Raw genomic sequence first — 21,169 nt, 5'->3', positions numbered from 1 at the left:
AAGCAGAAGATTAAGGCAGAATAGCAGCAGACGGCACCAGAATTTCGGTGGCGATAATCACGACAATCAGACCAACAGCAACGGGTACTGACGTGCGTTTTACCACTTCGAATGGAGAAATTTTTGCCATACCCGCAACCGCAACAACCACACCGGAAACCGGAGAAATGGTGCGTCCAAGGTTGGAGGCTTGCAGCATCGGAATCGCCAGGTACGCAGGGTTGATACCAGATGAGTGGGCCAGTTTCGGGATCATCTCAACAAAGGCATAGAACGGTGCGTTACCGGAGCCGGTAGTCATTGCTGCCAGCATGGTGAGTACGACCAACACCAGCATCAGAATGATACTTGCTGAACCAAACGAGGTGGCAATTGAGATTAGGCTCTGGATAAAGCCGATGGTGCTAAGGCCTTGTGCAAACACACCAGCAGCAACCAACAGCATAACTACGTTTGCGAAGGCATCAGCCATACCGCGATAGCAGACTTCAAGACCAGAGAAGACGGTTTGCGCTTTGAAGCTGCGGAAGAATTCAATCACCGCGGCAATCAGAATACAGATCACCAAAATTGAGATGATATGCAGTTGTGGACCCCATTTGCCGTCGAAAATCAGCACGCCGATAATTGGCGTAAATGGCAGGATGGCATAGAAAGAAGGCGCAGTAGTCTGGATTTCGCTGACATCGAGCATTTCGTGGCTGACGTTTTCTTTTTTATCCAGGTAGCGTTGCCAGAAGAAGTGGGCAATCGCCATGGCAATAATGGCAGCGATAGATATTGGCACGGTGGTTTTAAAGGCAAAATCAACCAATGACATTTCGGCAGCTTTTGCCGCCAGCACTACGTCGCCAGAAGTTGGAGACAGGATGATTGCAGCAGGAGAGGCACAAATTGCTGCCGCCGCGCCACGACTAATCCCCACGTTCACCATGACCGGGAACAATGTTGCCATCAGCAACACACCCAAGCCGGTTGCAGATGAAACCGCCAGCGACATCAAACAAGCCACGAAATAAGCGGCGATCATCAGAATATAGGGTGAGTTGATTAATTTCAGCGGCTTAGACGCCAGCTTAACCACCATGTCATTGGCGCCGATATGTGTCATGTAAGCTGCAAAACCACACAGCATCATGATCATCATACCGAGATCGCCACCGCGGCTCATCAGCAGGATTTTGACGTATTCAACGATATCGGTTGCGGTATACCCGGTGCTTTCGGCATTGCCAGGTAAAACCTTATGGCCCATCAGGGCACTTATAATCAGTAACGTTAAACCACCGACGAATAATACGCCGGTCGCGGAGTAGCCCTTGATGATGTAGCGAGCTACACCGACAATAACCACAACCCCAATAAGTAATTCAAGAGTAGTTAGCATTTGAGTCCCCTGTCGCGTTCGGCATCTTTACCCATTGAAGGGGTGAGCAGTACCTGAGCGCAACGCCATGCCAGAAAATAAAAAAATAAGACGCTTTGCAGTCGTCGGCGAAAACGGTGCCAATCTGCCTGAATCATTGGCGCAGAATTCTGATGAGCATCAAATTTAGCAAGCTTCGTTCTGCTGCCATGACACTTTTGTCGGCAGCTTTGCAATTATGACATTTACTTATTGATTAGCGGTATATATTTATATCGCTTATTGCTCTGTTAATAATCATATGAGGATTATTTAATTAAAATTATATTACATAATTGTTAATTATTTATCTGAATGTAAAGCAACCAAAAATCGCTTTAAAATAAAAAGGTCTAATGCCTATACTGCCGCCTCGTATATTTTGGGGTAATCAAGTTGCAATCCACTTTCTGGTCGACAAGCCGTTTACGCTTCCTCAGAAAGCATCTTTTGATGCTGCTGTTGGCGTTTGGCTGGCTGTTTGTCAACAGCCAGGTCGCAGTGGCATCGCATGACTGCCCGGTAGAAATTAGCGCACCATCCCTTTCCGTTCAGCATAGCGAGCATATGCTGATGAAAAACCATTGGGATATGGTGAAAGCGAAGGGAACGCTGTGTGATAAACACTGCATTCCGGACGTGATGCAAAAAGATAACGGCTACAGTTCTTTGGCTGCATTACCGGTCACTGACACTCTGGCCTTAGTGATCCCCGAATGTACTGAAATGGTTACCTCGGTTGCCTTATTAACCCCGCCTGCAACTGGCCCTCCGGCCACAATACGGTTTTGTCGTTTTAGAGAATAACTCCAGCACTGTCTTGGTTCATCCCTTACGGATTTCATCCTTTGACTTTAGTTCTGGAGATTTTTATGTCTGCTATTTCTGCACGTTTCTTCACAGCCGTTGCGCTGTCAGTGTCAGCTTTCTTTACCGTGGCTCACGCCGCTTCTCACGATATGACTCATGAAATGTCGATGGCTCAGCCAATGGCGGCTGAGGTTTACCACGGCCATGGTGTGGTAAAGAAAGTCACCAACGATTCCATTTCAATCGCCCATAAACCTATCGCGGCCCTTAACTGGCCAGCAATGACCATGACATTCAGCTTGCCTGAAGCGGGAGCATTGCCAGTAGTTAAAGCGGGTGAAACGGTTGACTTCGCCTTCAGCCAGCAGTCCGAAGGCTACAAAATCACTTCGGTTACCCCGACTAAGTAACTGAGGTCATCATGAAACAACATTCCCTGAGCTTGTGGCTCGGCGGGGTGCTGTTTGCTGTGTCTGTCTCTGTCGCAAATGCGGCAGAGTTCAGCCTGCAACAGACCCTGGCCGCGGCCGTTCATTATTCCGCAGAACTTTCTGCCAACCGTAATCAGAGCAACGCGCTGAATGCGATGGCTGATTCTGCCCGCGAATTACCCGATCCGAAATTGAAATTCGGCATTGAAAACGTGCCGGTACAGGGCAGCAACAGCCACCGTTTTACTCGCGAAGGCATGACCATGCAGCGCATTGGCATCATGCAGGATTACGTCAGCGAGGAAAAACGCGACCGTAAAGCAGAAACGATTCTGGCGCAATCGGCCAGCAGCGCTGCGAAAGCGGAAGTGATTCGAGCGACGTTACAAAGAGTTACGGCGCAGGCCTGGCTCGATTTAGCGTTATCGCAAAAGGTGCTGGTGGGCGCTCAAAAGCTGGTGGCAGAAACCGAACGCCAAATCAGCGTGCAAAAAACCACCGTCGCCAGTGGTAGTTCCCCGGCATCCAGCGTAGTGGATATCCGCATGACGCTATTGGGGATGCAAGACAAAGTCACGCTCGCCCAGCGCGATGTGACGCTGGCGCAAACTCGTTTACTGCAATTAACCGGTGAGAACATTGAGGACACACGCGGCACATTACCGCGCTATCAGCGCTTGCCTGCGGACCCGGAAATACTGGAACAAAATGTCGGGCAGCACCCGGAAGTGATAGAAGCGGCGCGTGAGGCGGATGTTGCCAAAGCTCGTTCGGCGCAGTCTGCAGTCGCCGCGAAGCCGAACGTGGGGGTTGAGGTTTATTACGCCCATCGCGCCGATGATTACGACGATATGGCAGGCGTGATGTTTACCGTCGATTTACCGATGTTTAAATCTCAGCGGCAGGACAAAGATCTCGCGGCGGATATGTCGCGTTCAATGGAAGCCAACGACCAATTGGCATTGGCGAACCGCGACCGTATAGCATTGGTGCGCACGCTTGTCGCGCAGTATCAGGCAGCTCAAACACTCTGGCTGCGCCAGCAAGAAGAGATTTTGCCGTTGCAACGCCAGCGTCTTTCACTGATTGAAGCCCAATACCGTGCCGGGCAATCCACGCTTTCCGATTTGCTCACTGCGCGCCGCACCTTACTCGATACCGAACTGACCGCGAATAGCGCTGAAAAAAGCGTGGCTGAAACCTGGGCCGCCATCCGCTACCTGACGCCACAGGATGACAACCAATAATGAAAACCATAACGAAACTCTCATTGTTAGCGCTCACTATCGCGGCGGCACTTGGCGCTGGGTATTACGCGGGTAAACAAAGCCACTCCACCACTACTACACAATCTGTTCATACAGAACGAAAAGTTCTTTATTGGTACGACCCGATGACGCCCGGACAGCGTTTCGATAAGCCGGGTAAATCACCGTTTATGGATATGGACCTGGTGCCGCGTTACGCCGATGAAACCACTGAAGATGGTGGAGTGACGGTAAGCGCTCGCCAACAACAAAATCTGGGAATAAGAACAGCGTTGGTTGAGAAGAAAGTGCTGGATTATCAGTTTGATGCTTTTGCCACTGTTTCTACCGATGAGCGCAGCGTGCAGATTATTCCGGCCAGTGCTAATGGCGTCGTTGAGAAGTTGTTTGTTAATGCGCCGCAGCAATTCGTCAAAGCAGGTGAACCACTTGCGCAGCTGTGGATACCTGAATGGACGGCCGCACAGCAAGAGTATCTCGCGGTGCGTCTTTTGGGAGATGGCGTATTAAGTGCCGCCGCTCGAGAACGTCTGCAACTCCAGTTTATGCCTGCGGATATTATTCGCCAGGTAGAGAAAACCGGGAAACCGCAAACGCGTGTGACGATACGCGCTAAACAAGCAGGTTACATCAACAAGCTGGAAACGCGCGAAGGGGCGCAGGTTACACCAACCGCACCGCTGTTTGAGGTTGCCAGCCTCGAAGCTGTGTGGATTGTGATTGATTACCCGCAAATTCAGGCGCAGGTGCTGCAAGTGGGAAGTGAGATTCAGGCATCGAGCAATAGTTGGCCTGGCGAGACTTTCCATGGTCGCGTGAGTGAATTACTGCCCAATATGGATACGTCCACCCGAACGCTGAAAGCGCGCATCGTGCTGGACAATCCACTAATGAAGCTCAAGCCTGGGATGTATCTCAATGTGAAACTAGCCAGGCAGCTTAATCTCCCGCCAGTGCTGGCTATTCCGGAAGAGGCGATGATTGAAACGGGCAGTAATAGCCGGGTGTTAGTCGCTCAGGACGATGGTCATTTCAACCCGGTGAACGTAGTAGTTGGGGCGGCGCAAAATGGCTGGGTTGAGATTAAACAAGGATTGAACGAAGGCGATAAAGTGGTGACCTCCGGGCAGTTCCTGATTGATTCCGAAGCAAGCCTTCGAAGTGCATTGCCACAGGAGAAAGCTACAACTACTGCCATCCAGGAATACCAAGGCGAGGCGGTGGTGAAAGAGATTACTGATGATGCTGTCACCCTTTCGCACAAGCCTATTACGGCGTTGAAGTGGGGGGCGATGACCATGGACTTTGCTCTGAAATCAGCCGCTGACGCGCAGGGTGTGAAGGTTGGGGACCGCGTGATGTTCAGTTTCACAATGGATGATGAACATGGCGCAGTAATCACTCATCTGATGCCGATGGCGGGGGCAATGAAATGATTGCCGCCGTTATTCGCTGGTCACTTAAAAATCGACTGCTGGTGTTGCTTGCGGCGATCATGATGGCGGTCTGGGGAATTTGGTCTCTACAACGCGCACCGCTGGATGCGCTGCCAGATCTCTCCGACGTACAGGTGATCATTCGTATCAATTACCCAGGTAAAGCGCCACAGGTCGTTGAGGATCAGGTTACTTATCCGCTTACCACTACCATGCTTTCGGTACCCGGTGCGAAAACTGTGCGCGGGTTTTCGATGTTTGGTGACTCGTATGTCTACATTCTATTTGAAGATGGCACCGATCCGTACTGGGCACGCTCGCGGGTTCTGGAATATTTAAGCCAGGTTCAGTCGCAGTTACCGCCTGAAGCTAAAGCTTCGTTAGGGCCGGATGCGACGGGAGTAGGTTGGGTTTATGAATATGCGCTGGTGGACAGAACCGGCAAACACAGCCTGGCAGATTTACGCGCCCTTCAAGATTGGACGCTTAAATTTGAGCTCAAAACTGTGCCGAATGTTTCGGAAGTTGCCAGCGTAGGCGGCATGGTTCGACAGTACCAAATCGTTCTCGATCCGCAGCGCATGCGGGCGCTGAACATCACACATGAACAAGTTATTAGTGCGGTGCAAAGCGCTAACCAGGAAGGTGGCGGTTCGGTCATCGAAATGGGCGAAGCCGAATATATGGTGCGCACAGCAGGTTACCTGAAAAACCTGAATGATTTTAAACAGGTAGTGATCACCACGCGCGAAGGTGTGCCGGTATTATTGAGCGATGTAGCAACGCTGCGCATGGGGCCTGAAATTCGCCGGGGCGTGGCGGAATTTAATGGTGAAGGTGAGGTTGCGGGCGGCATCATTGTAATGCGCTATGGCAAGAATGCGCTGGATACCATTAATGCAGTGAAGGCAAAACTCCAGCAAATCCAGAAAAGTTTGCCAGCGGGAGTCGAAATCGTTCCGGTTTACGATCGCTCGCATCTGATTGAAAACGCGATTGAAACACTCTCACACAAGTTGCTGGAAGAGTTTATCGTCGTCGCCATTATTTGCGCGCTGTTCCTGTTCCATTTCCGCTCGGCAATGGTGGCGATGATCACCCTGCCGCTGGGGATTTTGGGTGCATTTATCGTCATGCACTACCAGGGGGTGAACGCCAATATTATGTCGCTGGGTGGGATCGCCATTGCGATAGGGGCGATGGTTGATGCGGCGATCGTGATGATCGAAAACATGCATAAAGTCCTGGAGCAGTGGCGGCATGACAACCCTGGCAAACAGCCAGCAGGAGCTGATTACTGGCGGATATCAGAACAAGCTGCCGTGGAAGTGGGGCCTGCGCTGTTCTGTAGTTTGCTGATTATCACGCTGTCGTTTATCCCGGTGTTTTCCCTCGAAGCGCAGGAAGGGCGCATGTTTTCGCCGTTGGCATTCACCAAAACCTACGCCATGGCGGTGGCGGCAGGGTTGGGAATCACGCTGGTGCCAGTGCTGATGGGCTATTTTATTCGCGGGAAAATCCCTGATGAAAAGGCAAATCCCATCAACCGTTGGTTAATTGCTGCCTATGAACCACTGCTGGATAAAGTGTTGGCGCGCCCGAAAACTACGCTGCTGGTTGCAGGGTTAGTATTATTGGCGACGTTATGGCCGCTGAGCCGACTTGGAAGTGAGTTTATGCCACCGCTTGATGAAGGCGACTTGCTGTACATGCCATCAACGCTGCCGGGTATTTCCGCACGTGAAGCCGGACGTTTACTGCAACAGACAGACCGCTTAATCAAAACCGTGCCTGAAGTGGCGACGGTATTTGGTAAAGCTGGACGCGCAGATACTGCAACCGATCCAGCACCGCTGACCATGATCGAAACCACTATTCGTTTTAAGCCGCGCGATCAATGGCGGCCAGGAATGACGATGGATAAGCTGGTTAGTGAACTCGATAGCGTGGTGAAAGTACCGGGAATTGCTAACGTTTGGGTACCACCTATCCGTAACCGCTTGGACATGTTGGCGACGGGTATCAAAAGCCCGGTAGGCATTAAAGTAAATGGCAATAATATTGCCACCATTGAGCAGGTGGCTGAGCAAATCGAGCGAGTGGTGAAGCAAGTTCCTGGTGTCACATCCGCTCTTGCGGAACGACTCGGTGGTGGGCGCTATGTTGATATCAATATCGACAGGCTTAAAGCGGCGCGCTATGGCGTCTCAGTCAAAGAGTTACAGTCATTAGTCGCAACTGTGATTGGCGGCCAAAATATCGGTGAAACGATTGAGGGACGTGAACGCTATCCGATCAATATTCGCTACCCGCGCGAAATACGTGACAACGTCCAAAAATTGCAAAACTTGCCGGTAATTACTGCAAATGGTAGCCAGATTGCGCTTTCTGAATTGGCAGACATCACTATCACTGATGGTCCACCAATGTTGAAAAGTGAAAATGCCCGTTTATCTAATTGGGTTTATGTGGATTTACGTGGGCGCGATTTAAAATCAGCAGTGGAAGATATGCAGCGTGCTGTTTCCCAGCAGGTGAAATTACCTGATGGCGTCTCATTATCCTGGTCTGGTCAATTTGAATATTTAGAGCGAGCAAGTGCTAAATTAAGAATAGTCTTACCATTCACACTGGTCATTATTTTCGTCTTGCTTTATGTAACATTCTCACGTGTAAGTGATGCGTTGTTAATAATGGGGACTTTACCGTTCTCACTTATTGGTGGTGTTTGGTTGCTATATTTGCTGGGGTATAATTTATCCGTTGCGGGTGCGGTAGGATTTATTGCATTGGCTGGGGTAGCAGCTGAATTTGGCGTAATAATGGTACTTTATTTAAATCAAGCTATTGCGAGGCATAAAGCGTTAGATCCACAGGGAGGAAAACCCATGCTAATGCGCGCCCTACATGAGGGAGCAGTGCTACGCGTCAGGCCTAAAGTGATGACTGTTGCGACGATAATGGCGGGTTTATTGCCGATTATGTGGGGCGACGGTACGGGATCAGAAGTGATGCGCCGTATTGCGGCCCCGATGATTGGCGGCATGATTACAGCCCCATTACTATCGATGCTAGTCATCCCCGCAATGTATGTGTTACTAAAAAAGCATAAATAATAGTCGGTTACCCTTGTTGTTTTTAGCTTAAAAAAACAACAAGGGGTGATTTTTTGATGTTTCAATAAACCTGGAAGACTAATTTTAGGAATTGGCCACGGACTTATTTAGTCTTTGTTAATATATAATTTGTTAGGCTGTATATTGAATTTTGATGTGGAAATCAATGTGACTCTAACAAATAAAATCATCTTTTCTTTTATTATTTTTGTATCACCATTAATGGTACTGCCTGCTGCGATGGCGAACCAAAATAGTGTATTAGGTGATACCTGGAATACTTTATCTGATAACGTTTCACAAACGTGGAACGAGCCGCAACATTATGATTTGTATGTGCCTGCAATAACCTGGCATGCTCGCTTTGCCTACGATAAAGAAAAAACAGACCGCTATAACGAACGCCCTTGGGGTATTGGGTTCGGGCAAACGCGTTGGGATGACAGCGGTAACTGGCATGGTTTATATCTGATGGCGTTCAAAGATTCCTATAACAAATGGGAACCTATCGGTGGCTATGGTTGGGAGAAGATCTGGCGTCCTTTGACTGATGATAACTTCCGTCTTGGTCTGGGCTATACGCTAGGGGCAACAGCACGTGATAACTGGAAATACATTCCGATTCCCGTGATTCTACCTTTGGCATCGGTAGGGTATGGCCCTGCAACGTTCCAGATGACTTATATACCCGGCACGTACAACAACGGTAACGTTTACTTTGCCTGGTTACGCTTCCAGTTCTGATGGGTATTGGTAGTCTGGAATCATACAAATCGCGTATTTTCGCTGTCTGGTATTCAAAAATACGGACTGCTGCACAGTTTTTAAAAGAGGTAGTAATTTTTATCACTTTTTAGCAATTCTGGGCTGGACAAAATCCATCACAATTGGTGTACTGATGCCCGACACAGCATTTGTGTCGTTTTTCATGTAAAGGTAATTTAGATGTCTAAGATTAAAGGTAACGTTAAGTGGTTTAACGAGTCAAAAGGCTTTGGCTTCATTACTCCGGAAGATGGTAGCAAAGACGTGTTCGTACACTTCTCTGCAATCCAGAGCAATGGTTTCAAAACCCTGGCTGAAGGTCAGCGCGTTGAGTTTGAAATCACTAACGGTGCCAAAGGCCCATCTGCTGCAAACGTAATGCCTATCTAAGGCTTTACCAGTAGAATATAAAAACCCGCTAAGGCGGGTTTTTTTTGCTTTAAATTCAGGGGAAAAGATAAACTTTCACAAAGCACATCACAATCAGCGTGCTCATCAGCACCGCTGTCCATCCCGCAACACGTTCTTTCATAAGTTTGCCTCACACTCATTTTGATCCAGAGTGGCAGACAAAAATTAAGCTAACCTTAACGTGGCTTGAATCAATGACCGTAGGCTAAAGAAACTAACCAAAATGCGATGGCGGTCATGGTGAGTGAACCTGCGAGATTAAACAGCATATTCAATCCAGCCCAAGCCAGACGCCCGTCTTGTAGTAAAAAAACAACTTCTGCCGAGAAAGTTGAAAATGTCGTCAGGCCTCCACAAAAACCTGTGGTGATTAGCAGTTTCCAGACAGGGTCAAGGTGAGTCATTCTGGTAAACAGCGCCAGCCCCAGCCCAATAATAAGCGCGCCGACCAGGTTTGCAGTCAACGTCCCGACGGGAATCGCAGCATGTACTGGGTTGAGTTTCATACTTAATAACCAACGCACAACACTTCCTGTCCCACCGCCAATAAACACGGCTAAAAGCATCTGCAACACGATAGTTTCCTGTTCGTTCTTATTTTAAAGTGCTTGAGTGTAACTTCAGCACGGGAAGTTTCACACCCGGTATACTGAAATTATTCGCAGCCTGTTGAGAGATGACAATGAAAGTGGCAGTAGGGCAATTTGCGGTGAGTAAGGTTTGGCAAGAAAACGTACAAACCTGCCAGGGGTTGATGGCGCAAGCGCGAGCTGCAGGGGCACAATTGCTGGTATTACCCGAGGCTGTTCTGGCTCGTGATGATAGCGACCCCGATTTATCAGTAAAATCAGCGCAAACCATGGACGATGAATTTATCGATAAGCTGTGCGAGCAGAGCCGTAATGATAATCTGACAACCATACTGACGTTGCATATCAAAACCACGGTAGGTCGTGCGGCAAATACTTTGCTGGTAATTCGTGGTGGTGAGGTGATAGCTCGGTATCAGAAACTTCATCTCTATGATGCGTTTAATGTACAAGAATCGCGCCTGGTTGATGCAGGTGAGGTATTGCCGCCATTAATTGAAGTCGAAGGTTTTAAAGTGGGTTTAATGACCTGCTACGATCTGCGTTTTCCAGAGATGGCTTTGAGTCTGGCTTTAGCGGGCGCTGATGTTTTAGTCTTGCCTGCGGCATGGTTACGTGGCCCAAATAAAGAGATGCATTGGTCAACGTTATTGGCGGCTCGTGCGCTTGATACCACATGTTATGTTGTGGCATCAGGTGAATGCGGTAATAAAAATATTGGTCACAGTCGAGTTGTGGATCCGCTCGGCGTTGTCATTGCATCGGCAAATCAGCGAGCGGCTTTGATCTATGCTGAGTTGGATGGCGAATATTTAACTGAAGTAAGAGCTATGCTACCTGTCTTGAAAAACCGACGGTTTGGTTTACCCAAATTGCTATGATGGTTTTTAACTCGATCTTGATTCAACTTGTTACAGGTTGCTATTGTATCGCACGAGAAAATGACCGTTAATTGTCTCAGTGTATTATTCGCCGTATCCACGGCACGCATGATTAAAGAAGGTTGTTATGGGTGAGATTAGTATTACAAAGTTGTTGGTGGTCGGTGCGCTGATTGTTTTGTTATTTGGCACCAAGAAGTTGCGCACCCTGGGTGGTGATCTCGGCTCGGCAATCAAGGGCTTCAAGAAAGCCATGAATGAAGACGAGACTACCGCTAAGTCTGCCAACGATACGGATGCAACAACTGACCGTATTACGCATAAAGACTGATCACGACGCAGCTTTCGACCAGATATAAAAAAACCGGCATCATTTATGCCGGTTTTTTTGTGCTTGGCGCAAATTAAAGGTAACGATTTGTTACATCGTTATTTAACTTCCATACCTTTAGCTTGTAGATCTGCGTGGTATGAAGAGCGAACAAACGGGCCGCAAGCTGCATGGGTAAAGCCCATAGCCAGAGCTTCTGCTTTCATCTCTTCGAACTCGTCAGGGCTAACATAACGCTGCACTGGCAAGTGATGACGGCTTGGCTGTAAATATTGGCCCAGAGTCAACATAGTGACGCCGTGGCGACGTAGGTCGCGCATCACTTCCACAATTTCTGCGTTCGTTTCGCCTAAACCTACCATCAAACCTGACTTGGTTGGGATATCCGGATGCGCTTCTTTAAAACGCTCCAGCAATTTCAACGACCAGTTGTAATCAGCGCCAGGGCGTACTTTGCGATAAATACGCGGTACGTTTTCCAAGTTGTGGTTAAACACATCAGGCGGCGTGGCAGTAAGAATTTCTAGCGCTTTGTCCATTCGGCCACGGAAATCTGGCACTAATGTTTCAATTTTGATGGTCGTATTTTTTTCGCGAATTGCGCTTATGCAATCGGCAAAATGTTGAGCTCCACCGTCGCGCAGGTCATCACGGTCAACAGAGGTGATAACGACATAGCGTAATGCCATGTCAGCGATAGTTTGAGCCAATTTGGCTGGTTCATTGGCATCTGGTGCAACAGGGCGACCATGAGCCACATCGCAGAATGGGCAGCGACGAGTGCAGATTGCACCAAGAATCATAAAGGTTGCTGTTCCGTGGTTGAAACATTCCGCCAGATTAGGGCAGGAAGCTTCTTCACACACAGAGTGCAGACCATTTTTACGCATTGCCGCTTTGATACCCTGAATTCGGGTCGAATCAGATGGAAGTTTGATCTTCATCCATTCTGGTTTTCTTAACAGCTCCTGGCGCTCAGTCACCACGTTTTTCACCGGGATCAGAGCCATTTTATCGGCATCGCGATACTTGACGCCGCGTTCCATTACAATAGGTTTACTCATATCGTACGTGTTCCAGTTGCTGAAAAAAATCAGGCTAATCGAATGTTTTATTTATCAACTATTTTTTAATAGCGCCCGAAGTATATCATCACTGAAGGGAATAAATCAGCCTGACAGAGCAGTAAATGGGGAAAGAATTGTAAATGAGTTGTTGGATTGTGCGCTTTTCGAGGTTAACAATTAGCAAATCGACCCCATAGCAACCGCCGGGAGGTCGATGTGACTACGCAGCCTGTAATTCGCGGAGGATGCAGTTGTCAGAATAATAAATCTTAAGCAGGTAAGTATTTAACCGGCGGATTATTCAATAACTCGATGAATTTATTGATGAGCAATGGTTGTACATCTTCAAGTGACGTTCCAGCGCGTAGTGAACTGACCTGTGTCATCTCAAGACCTGCATATCCACAAGGGTTGATTCGCAGAAAAGGGCTCAGATCCATATCAATATTCAATGCCAGCCCGTGGAATGAACAGCCCTTACGAATACGTAAACCCAGAGAGCAAATCTTACGTCCAACAACATAGACACCAGGAGCATCCGCGCGTGGATAAGCTTCTATCTGTATTTCTGCAAGGGTATTGACCACGGTTTGCTCAAGAATGGTGACCAGTTCCCGAACGCCGAGCTTACGACGCTTAAGATTAAGCAACACATACATCACTTGCTGACCTGGTCCATGGTAAGTGACCTGGCCGCCCCGGTCGCTTTGAATCACGGGTATATCACCAGGAACGAGCACGTGCTCCGCTTTACCTGCCTGGCCTTGTGTAAAGACACGCTCGTGTTCTACCAGCCAAATTTCATCGGCGGTCGTTTCATCACGGGTATCGGTAAAATCATGCATCGCCTGAGAAATGGGTTCGTAGGGTTGCAGGCCAAGTTGGCGGATTTGAATAGTATCTTGAGACAAAACATCGTCTCCGGCAGGTTAGAAAGATGAGGGAGTATATATCACCGGGGCAAAAAGCAGTACCCGGCCTATTGGCCGGGTATGAATTACAACACCATACGAACGATTTCGATCTTACCGAGTTCTTCGTACAGGGTCTCAACTTGCTCAATGTGAGTCGCTTTAATGGTAACCGATACAGAATGGTAATTACCTTTGCTGCTCGGTTTAACCTGCGGGGTGTAGTCACCAGGTGCGTGGCGCTGCACCACCTCAATGACCAAATCAACCAGCTCGGGTTTCGCCAAACCCATCACTTTGTAAGTAAAGGGAGTCGGGAATTCGAGCAATTCTTTCAGATTGGTTTTCATGGTAGCTCCAGCGTTACGGCATTAAAAATGATAACTCCCGCCTGGAAGGGCGGGAGTTGCTTTGATTCATAGTATATGGGGACGACTTCTATTCTTTCAAGTGTTCAATTATTAACCAAACCAATGATGGAATGTCAGTTTGATGTAATCAATGATACGGCTGAAGAAATTACCTTCTGGCATTTCCTGAAGGACAACCAGTGGGCGTTGCTCGATGGTTTTTCCATCGAGTTGGAAATTGATGGTACCAACAACCTGGTTTTTCTGCAGTGGTGCATGCAGTTCAGTGGTGTTTAGTACATAGCTCGCTTTCAGATCTTTCATGCGGCCACGAGGGATTGTCAGATAAACGTCTTTATCAACCCCGAGCGATGCACGGTCGTTATCACCAAACCAGGCTGGCTCAGAAGCAAACTCTTTACCGGCTTTCAGTGGCGAGACAGTTTCAAAGAAACGGAAACCCCAGGTCAGCAGTTTTTTGCTTTCTGTTTCACGACCTTTGTACGTACGTCCACCAAGTACTGCAGAAATCAGGCGCATCTGGCCTTCAGTTGCAGAGGCTACCAGGTTGTAACCTGCAGCATCGGTATGACCTGTTTTGATGCCATCAACTTGCAGGCTGGTATCCCACAGCAAGCCGTTACGGTTTGTCTGGCGGATATTGTTGAAGGTGAACTCTTTTTCTTTGTAGATAGCGTATTCGTTCGGCACATCGCGAATCAGCGCCTGGCCAATCAACGCCATATCACGCGCTGAGCTGAATTGGCCTTCGGCATCGAGACCGTGTACGGTCCCGAAATGGGTGTTCTTCAGACCCAATGCGGAAACATAGCTATTCATCAGGCCAACAAATGCATCCTGGCTACCGGCCACGAAATCGGCCATTGCAACACATGCATCGTTACCTGATTGCAGGTTAATACCGCGAATCAGCTGTGATACTGGCACTTGCATGCCAGGTTTCAGGAACATCAATGATGAACCTTTAAATACCGGGTTGCCGGTCGCCCATGCATCCTGTCCAACAGTCACAATCGAGCTTTCGTTAAATTTACCGGCTTTCATCGCTTGACCGATGACGTAGCTGGTCATCATTTTGGTCAGACTTGCAGGATCACGACGAGTATCAGCATTAGACTCGGCCAGTACTTTACCGGAGTTGTAATCGATCAGGATGTACGCTTCCGCATCAATCTGCGGGACGCCTGGGATCATGGTTTTAATGTTCAGGTCGTCAGCGTGTGCGACAGCCATCCCCGAAAGAGTGAGGGCCGTAGTGAGCGCCAGGCGTTTAACAAAACGAAAAGAAGGGGCTGTTTTCATGATTAGAACAACGACATCCATGATGGGAATAAAAAAAGTGCCTTACTATAGCAAAAGCGATTTTTGCTGGCATCCGTCTTTGCGCATCATTTGTTAATGGAATTTACATTAATTGACGCACGACGGATGCCAGACACAACCACTTACATAGCGGGTGCGTTAGTGATGAAAGATTGCTGCTGGGCTTCGCTCATTAAACGTTGTTGCAGAGCGGCTGCTTCGTTCCGACTGCCAAATGGCCCAAGCTGTACACGGAACATAGCACCATTAGTGGAAACCTTGCCCGGCACGCCAAATTGCTGGCTAAGTTTTTGCTGCCACTGAGTTGCACGAGTCTGATCGCTGACTGCACCGACCTGAACGACGTAACGCCCGGAAGCTGTGGCAACTGGAGCTGCTGTCTGTACGTTACCCTGAACTGAGCCTGGCGCAGTAACCGGTGCATTTTGTTGTACAGGTGCTGCCGTTTGAACTGGTGTTGCTGCTACTGCAGGAGCCGGGGCAACTACAGGCTGGTCATTTTCAATCACACCGGGGGCCAGTGGAGTTGCAGCACCTAAGAAACCACTGCTATTTACTGGGGCTCCGGTTGTGTCTTCACTTTTCAGTGAGGAGTTACTAATAGCGCGCACTTCACCTTGCGGAGCTTCTGTTGGCATTCCTGAAGAAGCACTGCCCATTCCACCACTTAAATCAGGGCGAGCGGGGAGGATGTAGGTCTGTTTGGCAACAGTTGTACACACAGTCCCAGGTCCGGACATGGAACCATCCTGGGCAACAATAATTGGGTCGATGCGTACTTTTGTGTTGTTTGAGTTGTTCAAACGGTCTGCTGCGGCGCGTGATAATGAAATGACACGATCATTGCCATAAGGACCACGATCGTTAATACGCACGACAATCATGCGCCCATTTGCGAGGTTTGTGATACGCGCATAGCTTGGAATAGGAAGTGTTGGATGGGCAGCCGTCAGTGCAGTCGCATCAAATGGCTCACCCGATGCTGTCAGGTTACTACCTGGTTCCGCATCATAAATAGCGGCAAAACCTGCCTGGCTAAAGTTTGCCGGATTCTGCACGATTTTGTAGCGTTTACCGTTATTTTCGTAATCCTGATTAGCTGAAGGACTCAACGGTTCAAAGCGCGGTTCCGCGCCGCTTATCTCAACCGTCGGGCCATTACACACCGCTGGTTGCGGTTGCTGGTTTACCTGTTGTTGATCACCATCATCAGACGAGCAGCCAGCCAGTATTGCAGCAACGACACAGATCCCAAGCCAACGCTTAACCATTACGCACCTCATCCACTTACACGCTTTTTGATAACATTTTTCTGTGGGTATGTATCGACATCACGATACCAAACCCGGCCATCAGAACGATCAGGGCCGAGCCCCCGTAGCTCACCAGCGGCAAAGGTACGCCGACCACCGGTAAGATACCACTAACCATACCAATGTTAACAAACACATATACGAATAAAATCAACATTAGACCACCAGCCATTACTCGACCAAATGTGGTCTGGGCGCGAGCGGCAATGATAAGGCCGCGCATAATAAGCAATAGATAGAGCGCCAGTAATACCAGAACACCCACCAAGCCTAGCTCTTCGGCAAGCACTGCAAAGATAAAGTCAGTGTGGCGTTCGGGTAAGAATTCAAGTTGCGACTGTGTTCCGTGTAACCAACCTTTGCCACGTAATCCGCCAGAACCAATAGCAATTTTAGACTGAATAATATGATAGCCCGCACCGAGAGGGTCACTTTCCGGATCAAGCAGCATCATTACGCGTGCACGTTGATAATCGTGCATCAGGAAGAACCACAGAATCGGAATGAAGGCGGCGACCAGCAAGACGGCAACGCCAATCAGTTTCCAGCTCATTCCTGACAGGAACAGGACAAACAGGCCCGATGCGGCGATAAGAATTGAGGTACCTAGATCGGGTTGAGCGGCAACCAGCAGTGTCGGCATGAAAATTAATATTAGCGCGATACCGGTGTTTTTCAGCGTTGGTGGGCAGACATCACGGTTGATAAAGCGTGCAACCATCAATGGCACGGCAATTTTTGCAATTTCAGACGGCTGGAAACGCACAACTCCTAGGTCAAGCCAGCGCTGTGCCCCTTTAGAAATCGCGCCGAAAGCATCCACCGCAACCAGCAATATGATACAGACGATATACAGATAGGGCGCCCAACCTTCATACACGCGAGGAGGGATCTGCGCCATTACGATCATCACAACCAGACCCATGAGGATCTGGCCAATCTTACGCTCCATCATGTCCATGTCCTGGCCACTGGCGCTCCAGATTACCAGCGCACTAAAGATAAGCAGCGCCAGAATGGTCACCAGGAAGAGCGGGTCGATGTGGATTTTATCCCAGAACGACTTTTTATTTGGATTATCAGTCATGGTTATTGATCCTCTGCACCTGCTGCTGCTGGTGCTTCAGTAGGCAGAACCGTATTGTCATCCCCGAGCATAATATGGTCGAGGATCTGGCGCATGATGGTGCCTACAGCGGGGCCTGCGCCGCCGTTTTCCAGAATCATGGTGACGGAAACCTGTGGATTATCGTAAGGGGCGAACGCGGTCATCAGTTTGTGGTCGCGCAAACGTTCAGCAATTTTATGGGCGTTATAGGTTTCATTGGCTTTCAGACCAAAGACCTGTGCGGTCCCTGATTTCGCCGCCACTTTATACGGTGCATTGGCGAAATATTTATGTGCTGTACCGTTCGGACGGTTAGCAACGCCATACATTCCGTCTTTGGCTATTTCCCAGTAACCGGAATGAATATCGCCAACTGGCGGTTGAACCGGCTGCTGCCATGGCACTTTTTTGCCGTTCTCGACTGTGCTCATTAAGAAATGAGGAACGCGAACGATGCCATCGTTAATCAGGATCATCATCGCTTTGCTCATCTGAATCGGGGTTGCGGTCCAGTAGCCCTGGCCGATACCAACAGGAATGGTGTCACCCTGATACCACGGTTTTTTAAAGCGTTTCTGCTTCCATTCGCGCGTTGGCATGTTACCGGACCTCTCTTCAGAGAGATCGATACCGGTATAGTGCCCGTAGCCAAACTTACGCATCCACTCGCCCATACGGTCGATACCCATGTCGTAAGCGACCTGATAGAAATAGGTATCAGCGGACTCTTCAAGCGCTTTGGTGACGTTCAGGCGGCCGTGGCCCCACTTTTTCCAGTCACGATAGCGCTTTTCAGAACCAGGCAACTGCCACCAGCCTGGGTCAAAGAGGGATGTATTGCGGGTGATCACCCCGGCACTTAACGCGGACACCGCCATATAAGGTTTCACCGTAGAAGCGGGAGGGTAAACCCCTTGCGTTGCACGGTTGATAAGTGGCGTGTTCGGGTCATTGAGCAAACCGGAATAGTCTTTGCTTGAGATGCCATCAACGAACAAGTTCGGGTTGTAACTTGGCATCGAAACAAGCGCCAGAATGCCGCCGGTGCGTGGGTCTGTGACCACCACGGCTGCACGGCTTCCTGCTAATAAGGTTTCAATGTAATTCTGTAGCTTAAGGTCGATAGTCAGATAGATATCGTGCCCGGCTTGTGGCGGCACTTCCTTGAGCTGGCGAATGACACGGCCACGGTTGTTTACTTCAACTTCTTCATAACCGGTCTGACCATGTAAGACATCTTCGTAATAACGTTCAATACCGAGCTTACCGATATCATGTGTTGAGGCGTAGTTTGCCAGCTTGCCGTCTTTATCAAGGCGTTCAACGTCTTTATCGTTAATTTTGGAAACGTAGCCAATGACATGTGTCAGTGCTGAGCCATACGGGTAGAAACGGCGTTTATAGCCCTTAACCTCAACACCCGGGAAACGGTACTGATTCACGGCAAAACGGGCAACCTGCACTTCGGTGAGGTTGGTTTTGACAGGAATAGAGGTGAAGCGATGAGAACGTGCTCGCTCTTTCTTAAAGTTGGCAATATCGTCGTCAGTTAAATCCACCACTGAGCGTAATGCTTCAAGCGTCGCCTGCACGTCGTCCACTTTCTCCGGCATCATTTCCACCTGGTAAATGGTGCGGTTGAGGGCGAGTGGTGTGCCATTGCGATCGTAGATAATGCCGCGGCTAGGCGGAATGGGGACCAGTTTTATGCGGTTTTCGTTGGAGCGAGTTTGGTAGTCAGTGAAACGGACGATTTGCAAATTATAAAGGTTGGCGACAAGCACACCGCTTAGCACCAAAATACCGAGAAACGCGACCAGCGCCCGGCGCACAAAAAGCGCAGACTCAGCTGTATAGTCACGAAAAGAATTCTGTAATTTCATCCGCAGCTTTGTTCTACCTGACGATATCTACTCACGGTGATAAGGATGGTTGGTCGTAATGCTCCACGCTCGGTAGAGGCTTTCCGCTACCAGCACCCGAACTAAAGGATGTGGCATTGTCAGAGTGGACAGTGACCAGCTTTGCTCTGCAGCAGCTTTGCATGCTGGAGCGAGTCCTTCTGGGCCGCCAATCAGCAAGCTTACATCTCTACCATCCTGTTTCCAGCGTTCAAGCTGCACGGCAAGGTGCGGCGTATCCCAAGGTTGCCCCGGGATATCCAGCGTGACAATTCGGTTGCCCTTGCCGGCTGCTGCCAACATCATTTCGCCTTCTTTTTCGAGAATGCGTTTGATATCGGCATTTTTGCTGCGTTTTCCCGCAGGAATTTCTACCAGTTCGAATGGCATATCCTTGGGAAAACGACGCAGGTACTCGGTAAAGCCGGTTTGCACCCAGTCAGGCATTTTGGTGCCAACTGCTACTAATTGCAGCTTCACTCATTAACCCCAGAGCTTTTCCAATTCGTATAGCTGGCGGCTTTCTTCTTGCATCACATGGACGATAATTTCGCCAAGGTCAACAACCACCCAGTCAGTCGCATTCACGCCTTTCACGCCCAAAGCTTCAAAACCGGCTTTGCGAGATGATTCTACGACGTGTTCAGCGATGGACATAACGTGACGGTTAGAGGTGCCGGTACAGATAATCATGCAATCAGTGATGCTTGATTTACCCTTAACATCCAGAGCAATGATGTCCTGGCCTTTGAGATCGTCGATTTTATCAACGATGAAATCTTGAAATTCTTTACCCTGCAAGTGTTCCCCCTGGGAAAAGTAGAGTGTGTTCGATTTAGCCCGCATGATACCCATAATGGGGCAGCTTTACTGACAATTCGGCAATGCGGCGCTCAAAGCGGGGTATCATCCCACCGAGTGGCCTGGTTTGCATCGCCATTTTTGTAAAACTATTTTGGAAAGTCATGCTTGCGGGCAGGAAATTATGGCAGCGGAGCATAACAGTCTGAGGTGTAGTGTCAATGGTTGACGACACCAGAGACGCTGGCAACTTATTGCACCGGTGGACAAATAGCGCGGTTATTGAGAGTTCTGAGCGTGGTAAACCCCTCTCGAATCTCAATTGAGCTCCATGCTCCTTGTTCAATTACAAAGTGCCACAATGACGCGGGTGGCATGTTGAGCAGGGTGGCGATAAGCAGACTCAGTACTCCCTGATGGCTCACAATCAAAACATTTTCATCTTTTGGCAGCGCGGATAACGATGCGCAGAACTCGCTGACACGGCGGGAAAAAAGCTGGAAGCCTTCACCATTGCGGGGAATAACGTTCTGCCAGTCATTGCACCATGCGGCGTAGTTTTCGCTATCCAAACGTTGTAAATCACGGTGATGGCGCATCTCCCAGTCACCAAAATTCATCTCATTTAGGCGTGGCTCGGTAACTACAGGGATTTTACGTTGCTGGAGAATCAATTGAGTGGTGTGTTGTGCCCGGCCCAACTCACTGCAAAGCACCTTCTCAAAAGCAACATGGCTTAGCATATCGCCTACCGCTTTGGCCTGGTTGATGCCTTCCGCAGTCAGTGGAGTTTCAGAAATGCCACTGTAAAGACCGTCTAAATTTGCCTGGGTTTGTCCATGGCGCACTAACCATAATTTCATCTCATCCTCGCGCAAACATTGGCTGGCATTGGCATAAGTGTATCATTGCACCTCAAGTTCGAAGTCT

The 21,169-nt window shown here is 49.1% G+C and carries 21 protein-coding genes; 9 read left to right on the top strand and 12 right to left on the bottom strand.

The genetic code is table 11. The features are described 5' to 3' along the window. Positions 1 to 10: 10 nt before the first annotated feature. Positions 11 to 1,387 carry an anaerobic C4-dicarboxylate transporter DcuC gene (gene dcuC, locus GC128_RS02180; RefSeq protein ID WP_034456731.1) on the bottom strand — a complete coding sequence of 459 codons (1,377 nt, stop codon included), beginning with the start codon at positions 1,385 to 1,387 and terminating at the stop codon, positions 11 to 13. Between the two features lie 471 nt (positions 1,388 to 1,858). Here dcuC and GC128_RS02175 point away from each other — a divergent pair, with 471 nt between their 5' ends. From GC128_RS02175 to cspE, 7 genes are all read left to right on the top strand, one after another. Continuing rightward, positions 1,859 to 2,212: a hypothetical protein gene (locus GC128_RS02175; protein ID WP_151992905.1), complete on the top strand. Its 354-nt coding sequence runs from the start codon at positions 1,859 to 1,861 to the stop codon at positions 2,210 to 2,212. A gap of 65 nt (positions 2,213 to 2,277) precedes the next feature. After that, entirely contained in the window at positions 2,278 to 2,625 is a 348-nt protein-coding gene (locus tag GC128_RS02170; protein WP_151992904.1) for a copper-binding protein, read from the top strand. Between the two features lie 11 nt (positions 2,626 to 2,636). Continuing rightward, the gene (locus tag GC128_RS02165; protein ID WP_151992903.1) at positions 2,637 to 3,893 is read left to right on the top strand and encodes a TolC family protein; all 1,257 of its coding nucleotides are present in this window, start codon (positions 2,637 to 2,639) and stop codon (positions 3,891 to 3,893) included. Further along, positions 3,893 to 5,350: an efflux RND transporter periplasmic adaptor subunit gene (locus GC128_RS02160; RefSeq protein ID WP_151992902.1), complete on the top strand. Its 1,458-nt coding sequence runs from the start codon at positions 3,893 to 3,895 to the stop codon at positions 5,348 to 5,350. Before GC128_RS02165 ends, GC128_RS02160 begins: the two co-directional genes overlap by 1 nt. Next, positions 5,347 to 8,466: an efflux RND transporter permease subunit gene (locus GC128_RS02155; RefSeq protein WP_151992901.1), complete on the top strand. Its 3,120-nt coding sequence runs from the start codon at positions 5,347 to 5,349 to the stop codon at positions 8,464 to 8,466. The genes GC128_RS02160 and GC128_RS02155 overlap by 4 nt, the downstream gene beginning before the upstream one ends. A 201-nt stretch (positions 8,467 to 8,667) precedes the next feature. Continuing rightward, a complete protein-coding gene (gene pagP, locus GC128_RS02150; protein WP_407643434.1) occupies positions 8,668 to 9,210 on the top strand; it encodes a lipid IV(A) palmitoyltransferase PagP in 543 nt (180 codons plus the stop codon). A gap of 201 nt (positions 9,211 to 9,411) precedes the next feature. Then, positions 9,412 to 9,621 (top strand): transcription antiterminator/RNA stability regulator CspE, encoded by a 210-nt coding sequence (cspE, locus tag GC128_RS02145; protein ID WP_004100146.1) that lies wholly within the window; start codon positions 9,412 to 9,414, stop codon positions 9,619 to 9,621. Positions 9,622 to 9,833: 212 nt separating this feature from the next. Here the strand turns inward: cspE and crcB are convergent, their stop codons facing one another. Further along, positions 9,834 to 10,217: a fluoride efflux transporter CrcB gene (crcB, locus tag GC128_RS02140; RefSeq protein WP_151992899.1), complete on the bottom strand. Its 384-nt coding sequence runs from the start codon at positions 10,215 to 10,217 to the stop codon at positions 9,834 to 9,836. A gap of 107 nt (positions 10,218 to 10,324) precedes the next feature. On the opposite strand from crcB, the gene GC128_RS02135 reads away from it, so the two are divergent. Further along, the gene (locus tag GC128_RS02135) at positions 10,325 to 11,113 is read left to right on the top strand and encodes a deaminated glutathione amidase (RefSeq protein ID WP_151992898.1); all 789 of its coding nucleotides are present in this window, start codon (positions 10,325 to 10,327) and stop codon (positions 11,111 to 11,113) included. Between the two features lie 127 nt (positions 11,114 to 11,240). Beyond that, complete coding sequence (tatE, locus tag GC128_RS02130; RefSeq protein ID WP_064517012.1) at positions 11,241 to 11,444, top strand: twin-arginine translocase subunit TatE; 204 nt, start codon at positions 11,241 to 11,243, stop codon at positions 11,442 to 11,444. A 98-nt stretch (positions 11,445 to 11,542) separates the two neighbouring features. Here the strand turns inward: tatE and lipA are convergent, their stop codons facing one another. The 10 genes from lipA to GC128_RS02080 form a co-directional block, all read right to left on the bottom strand. Further along, positions 11,543 to 12,508, bottom strand: coding sequence for a lipoyl synthase (gene lipA, locus GC128_RS02125; protein ID WP_151992897.1), 966 nt, complete (start codon positions 12,506 to 12,508; stop codon positions 11,543 to 11,545). A 272-nt stretch (positions 12,509 to 12,780) separates the two neighbouring features. Beyond that, on the bottom strand, positions 12,781 to 13,422 hold the full coding sequence (gene lipB, locus GC128_RS02120) for a lipoyl(octanoyl) transferase LipB (protein WP_151992896.1): 642 nt from the start codon (positions 13,420 to 13,422) through the stop codon (positions 12,781 to 12,783). Positions 13,423 to 13,508: 86 nt separating this feature from the next. Then, the gene (gene ybeD, locus GC128_RS02115; RefSeq protein WP_034456720.1) at positions 13,509 to 13,772 is read right to left on the bottom strand and encodes a DUF493 family protein YbeD; all 264 of its coding nucleotides are present in this window, start codon (positions 13,770 to 13,772) and stop codon (positions 13,509 to 13,511) included. A 111-nt stretch (positions 13,773 to 13,883) separates the two neighbouring features. Beyond that, positions 13,884 to 15,095, bottom strand: coding sequence for a D-alanyl-D-alanine carboxypeptidase DacA (gene dacA / locus GC128_RS02110; RefSeq protein ID WP_151992895.1), 1,212 nt, complete (start codon positions 15,093 to 15,095; stop codon positions 13,884 to 13,886). A 143-nt stretch (positions 15,096 to 15,238) separates the two neighbouring features. Beyond that, positions 15,239 to 16,387: an endolytic peptidoglycan transglycosylase RlpA gene (rlpA, locus tag GC128_RS02105; protein WP_151992894.1), complete on the bottom strand. Its 1,149-nt coding sequence runs from the start codon at positions 16,385 to 16,387 to the stop codon at positions 15,239 to 15,241. Between the two features lie 16 nt (positions 16,388 to 16,403). Then, positions 16,404 to 17,516: a peptidoglycan glycosyltransferase MrdB gene (gene mrdB, locus GC128_RS02100; protein WP_151992893.1), complete on the bottom strand. Its 1,113-nt coding sequence runs from the start codon at positions 17,514 to 17,516 to the stop codon at positions 16,404 to 16,406. Between the two features lie 2 nt (positions 17,517 to 17,518). Beyond that, on the bottom strand, positions 17,519 to 19,420 hold the full coding sequence (gene mrdA, locus GC128_RS02095; protein ID WP_151992892.1) for a peptidoglycan DD-transpeptidase MrdA: 1,902 nt from the start codon (positions 19,418 to 19,420) through the stop codon (positions 17,519 to 17,521). A 27-nt stretch (positions 19,421 to 19,447) separates the two neighbouring features. Beyond that, positions 19,448 to 19,918: a 23S rRNA (pseudouridine(1915)-N(3))-methyltransferase RlmH gene (gene rlmH, locus GC128_RS02090; protein ID WP_151992891.1), complete on the bottom strand. Its 471-nt coding sequence runs from the start codon at positions 19,916 to 19,918 to the stop codon at positions 19,448 to 19,450. Positions 19,919 to 19,921: 3 nt separating this feature from the next. After that, positions 19,922 to 20,239: a ribosome silencing factor gene (rsfS, locus tag GC128_RS02085; protein ID WP_151992890.1), complete on the bottom strand. Its 318-nt coding sequence runs from the start codon at positions 20,237 to 20,239 to the stop codon at positions 19,922 to 19,924. 251 nt (positions 20,240 to 20,490) lie between these two features. Beyond that, positions 20,491 to 21,102, bottom strand: a complete 612-nt coding sequence (locus GC128_RS02080) for an adenosylcobalamin/alpha-ribazole phosphatase (protein ID WP_151992889.1) — start codon at positions 21,100 to 21,102, stop codon at positions 20,491 to 20,493. Positions 21,103 to 21,169 lie beyond the last annotated feature (67 nt).

The organism is Buttiauxella massiliensis (assembly GCF_902500225.1).
In the GTDB taxonomy this organism is placed as follows: domain Bacteria; phylum Pseudomonadota; class Gammaproteobacteria; order Enterobacterales; family Enterobacteriaceae; genus Buttiauxella; species Buttiauxella massiliensis.
Note: the sequence above shows the minus strand (reverse complement) of the source record. Positions and strands in the feature narration are given on the sequence as shown.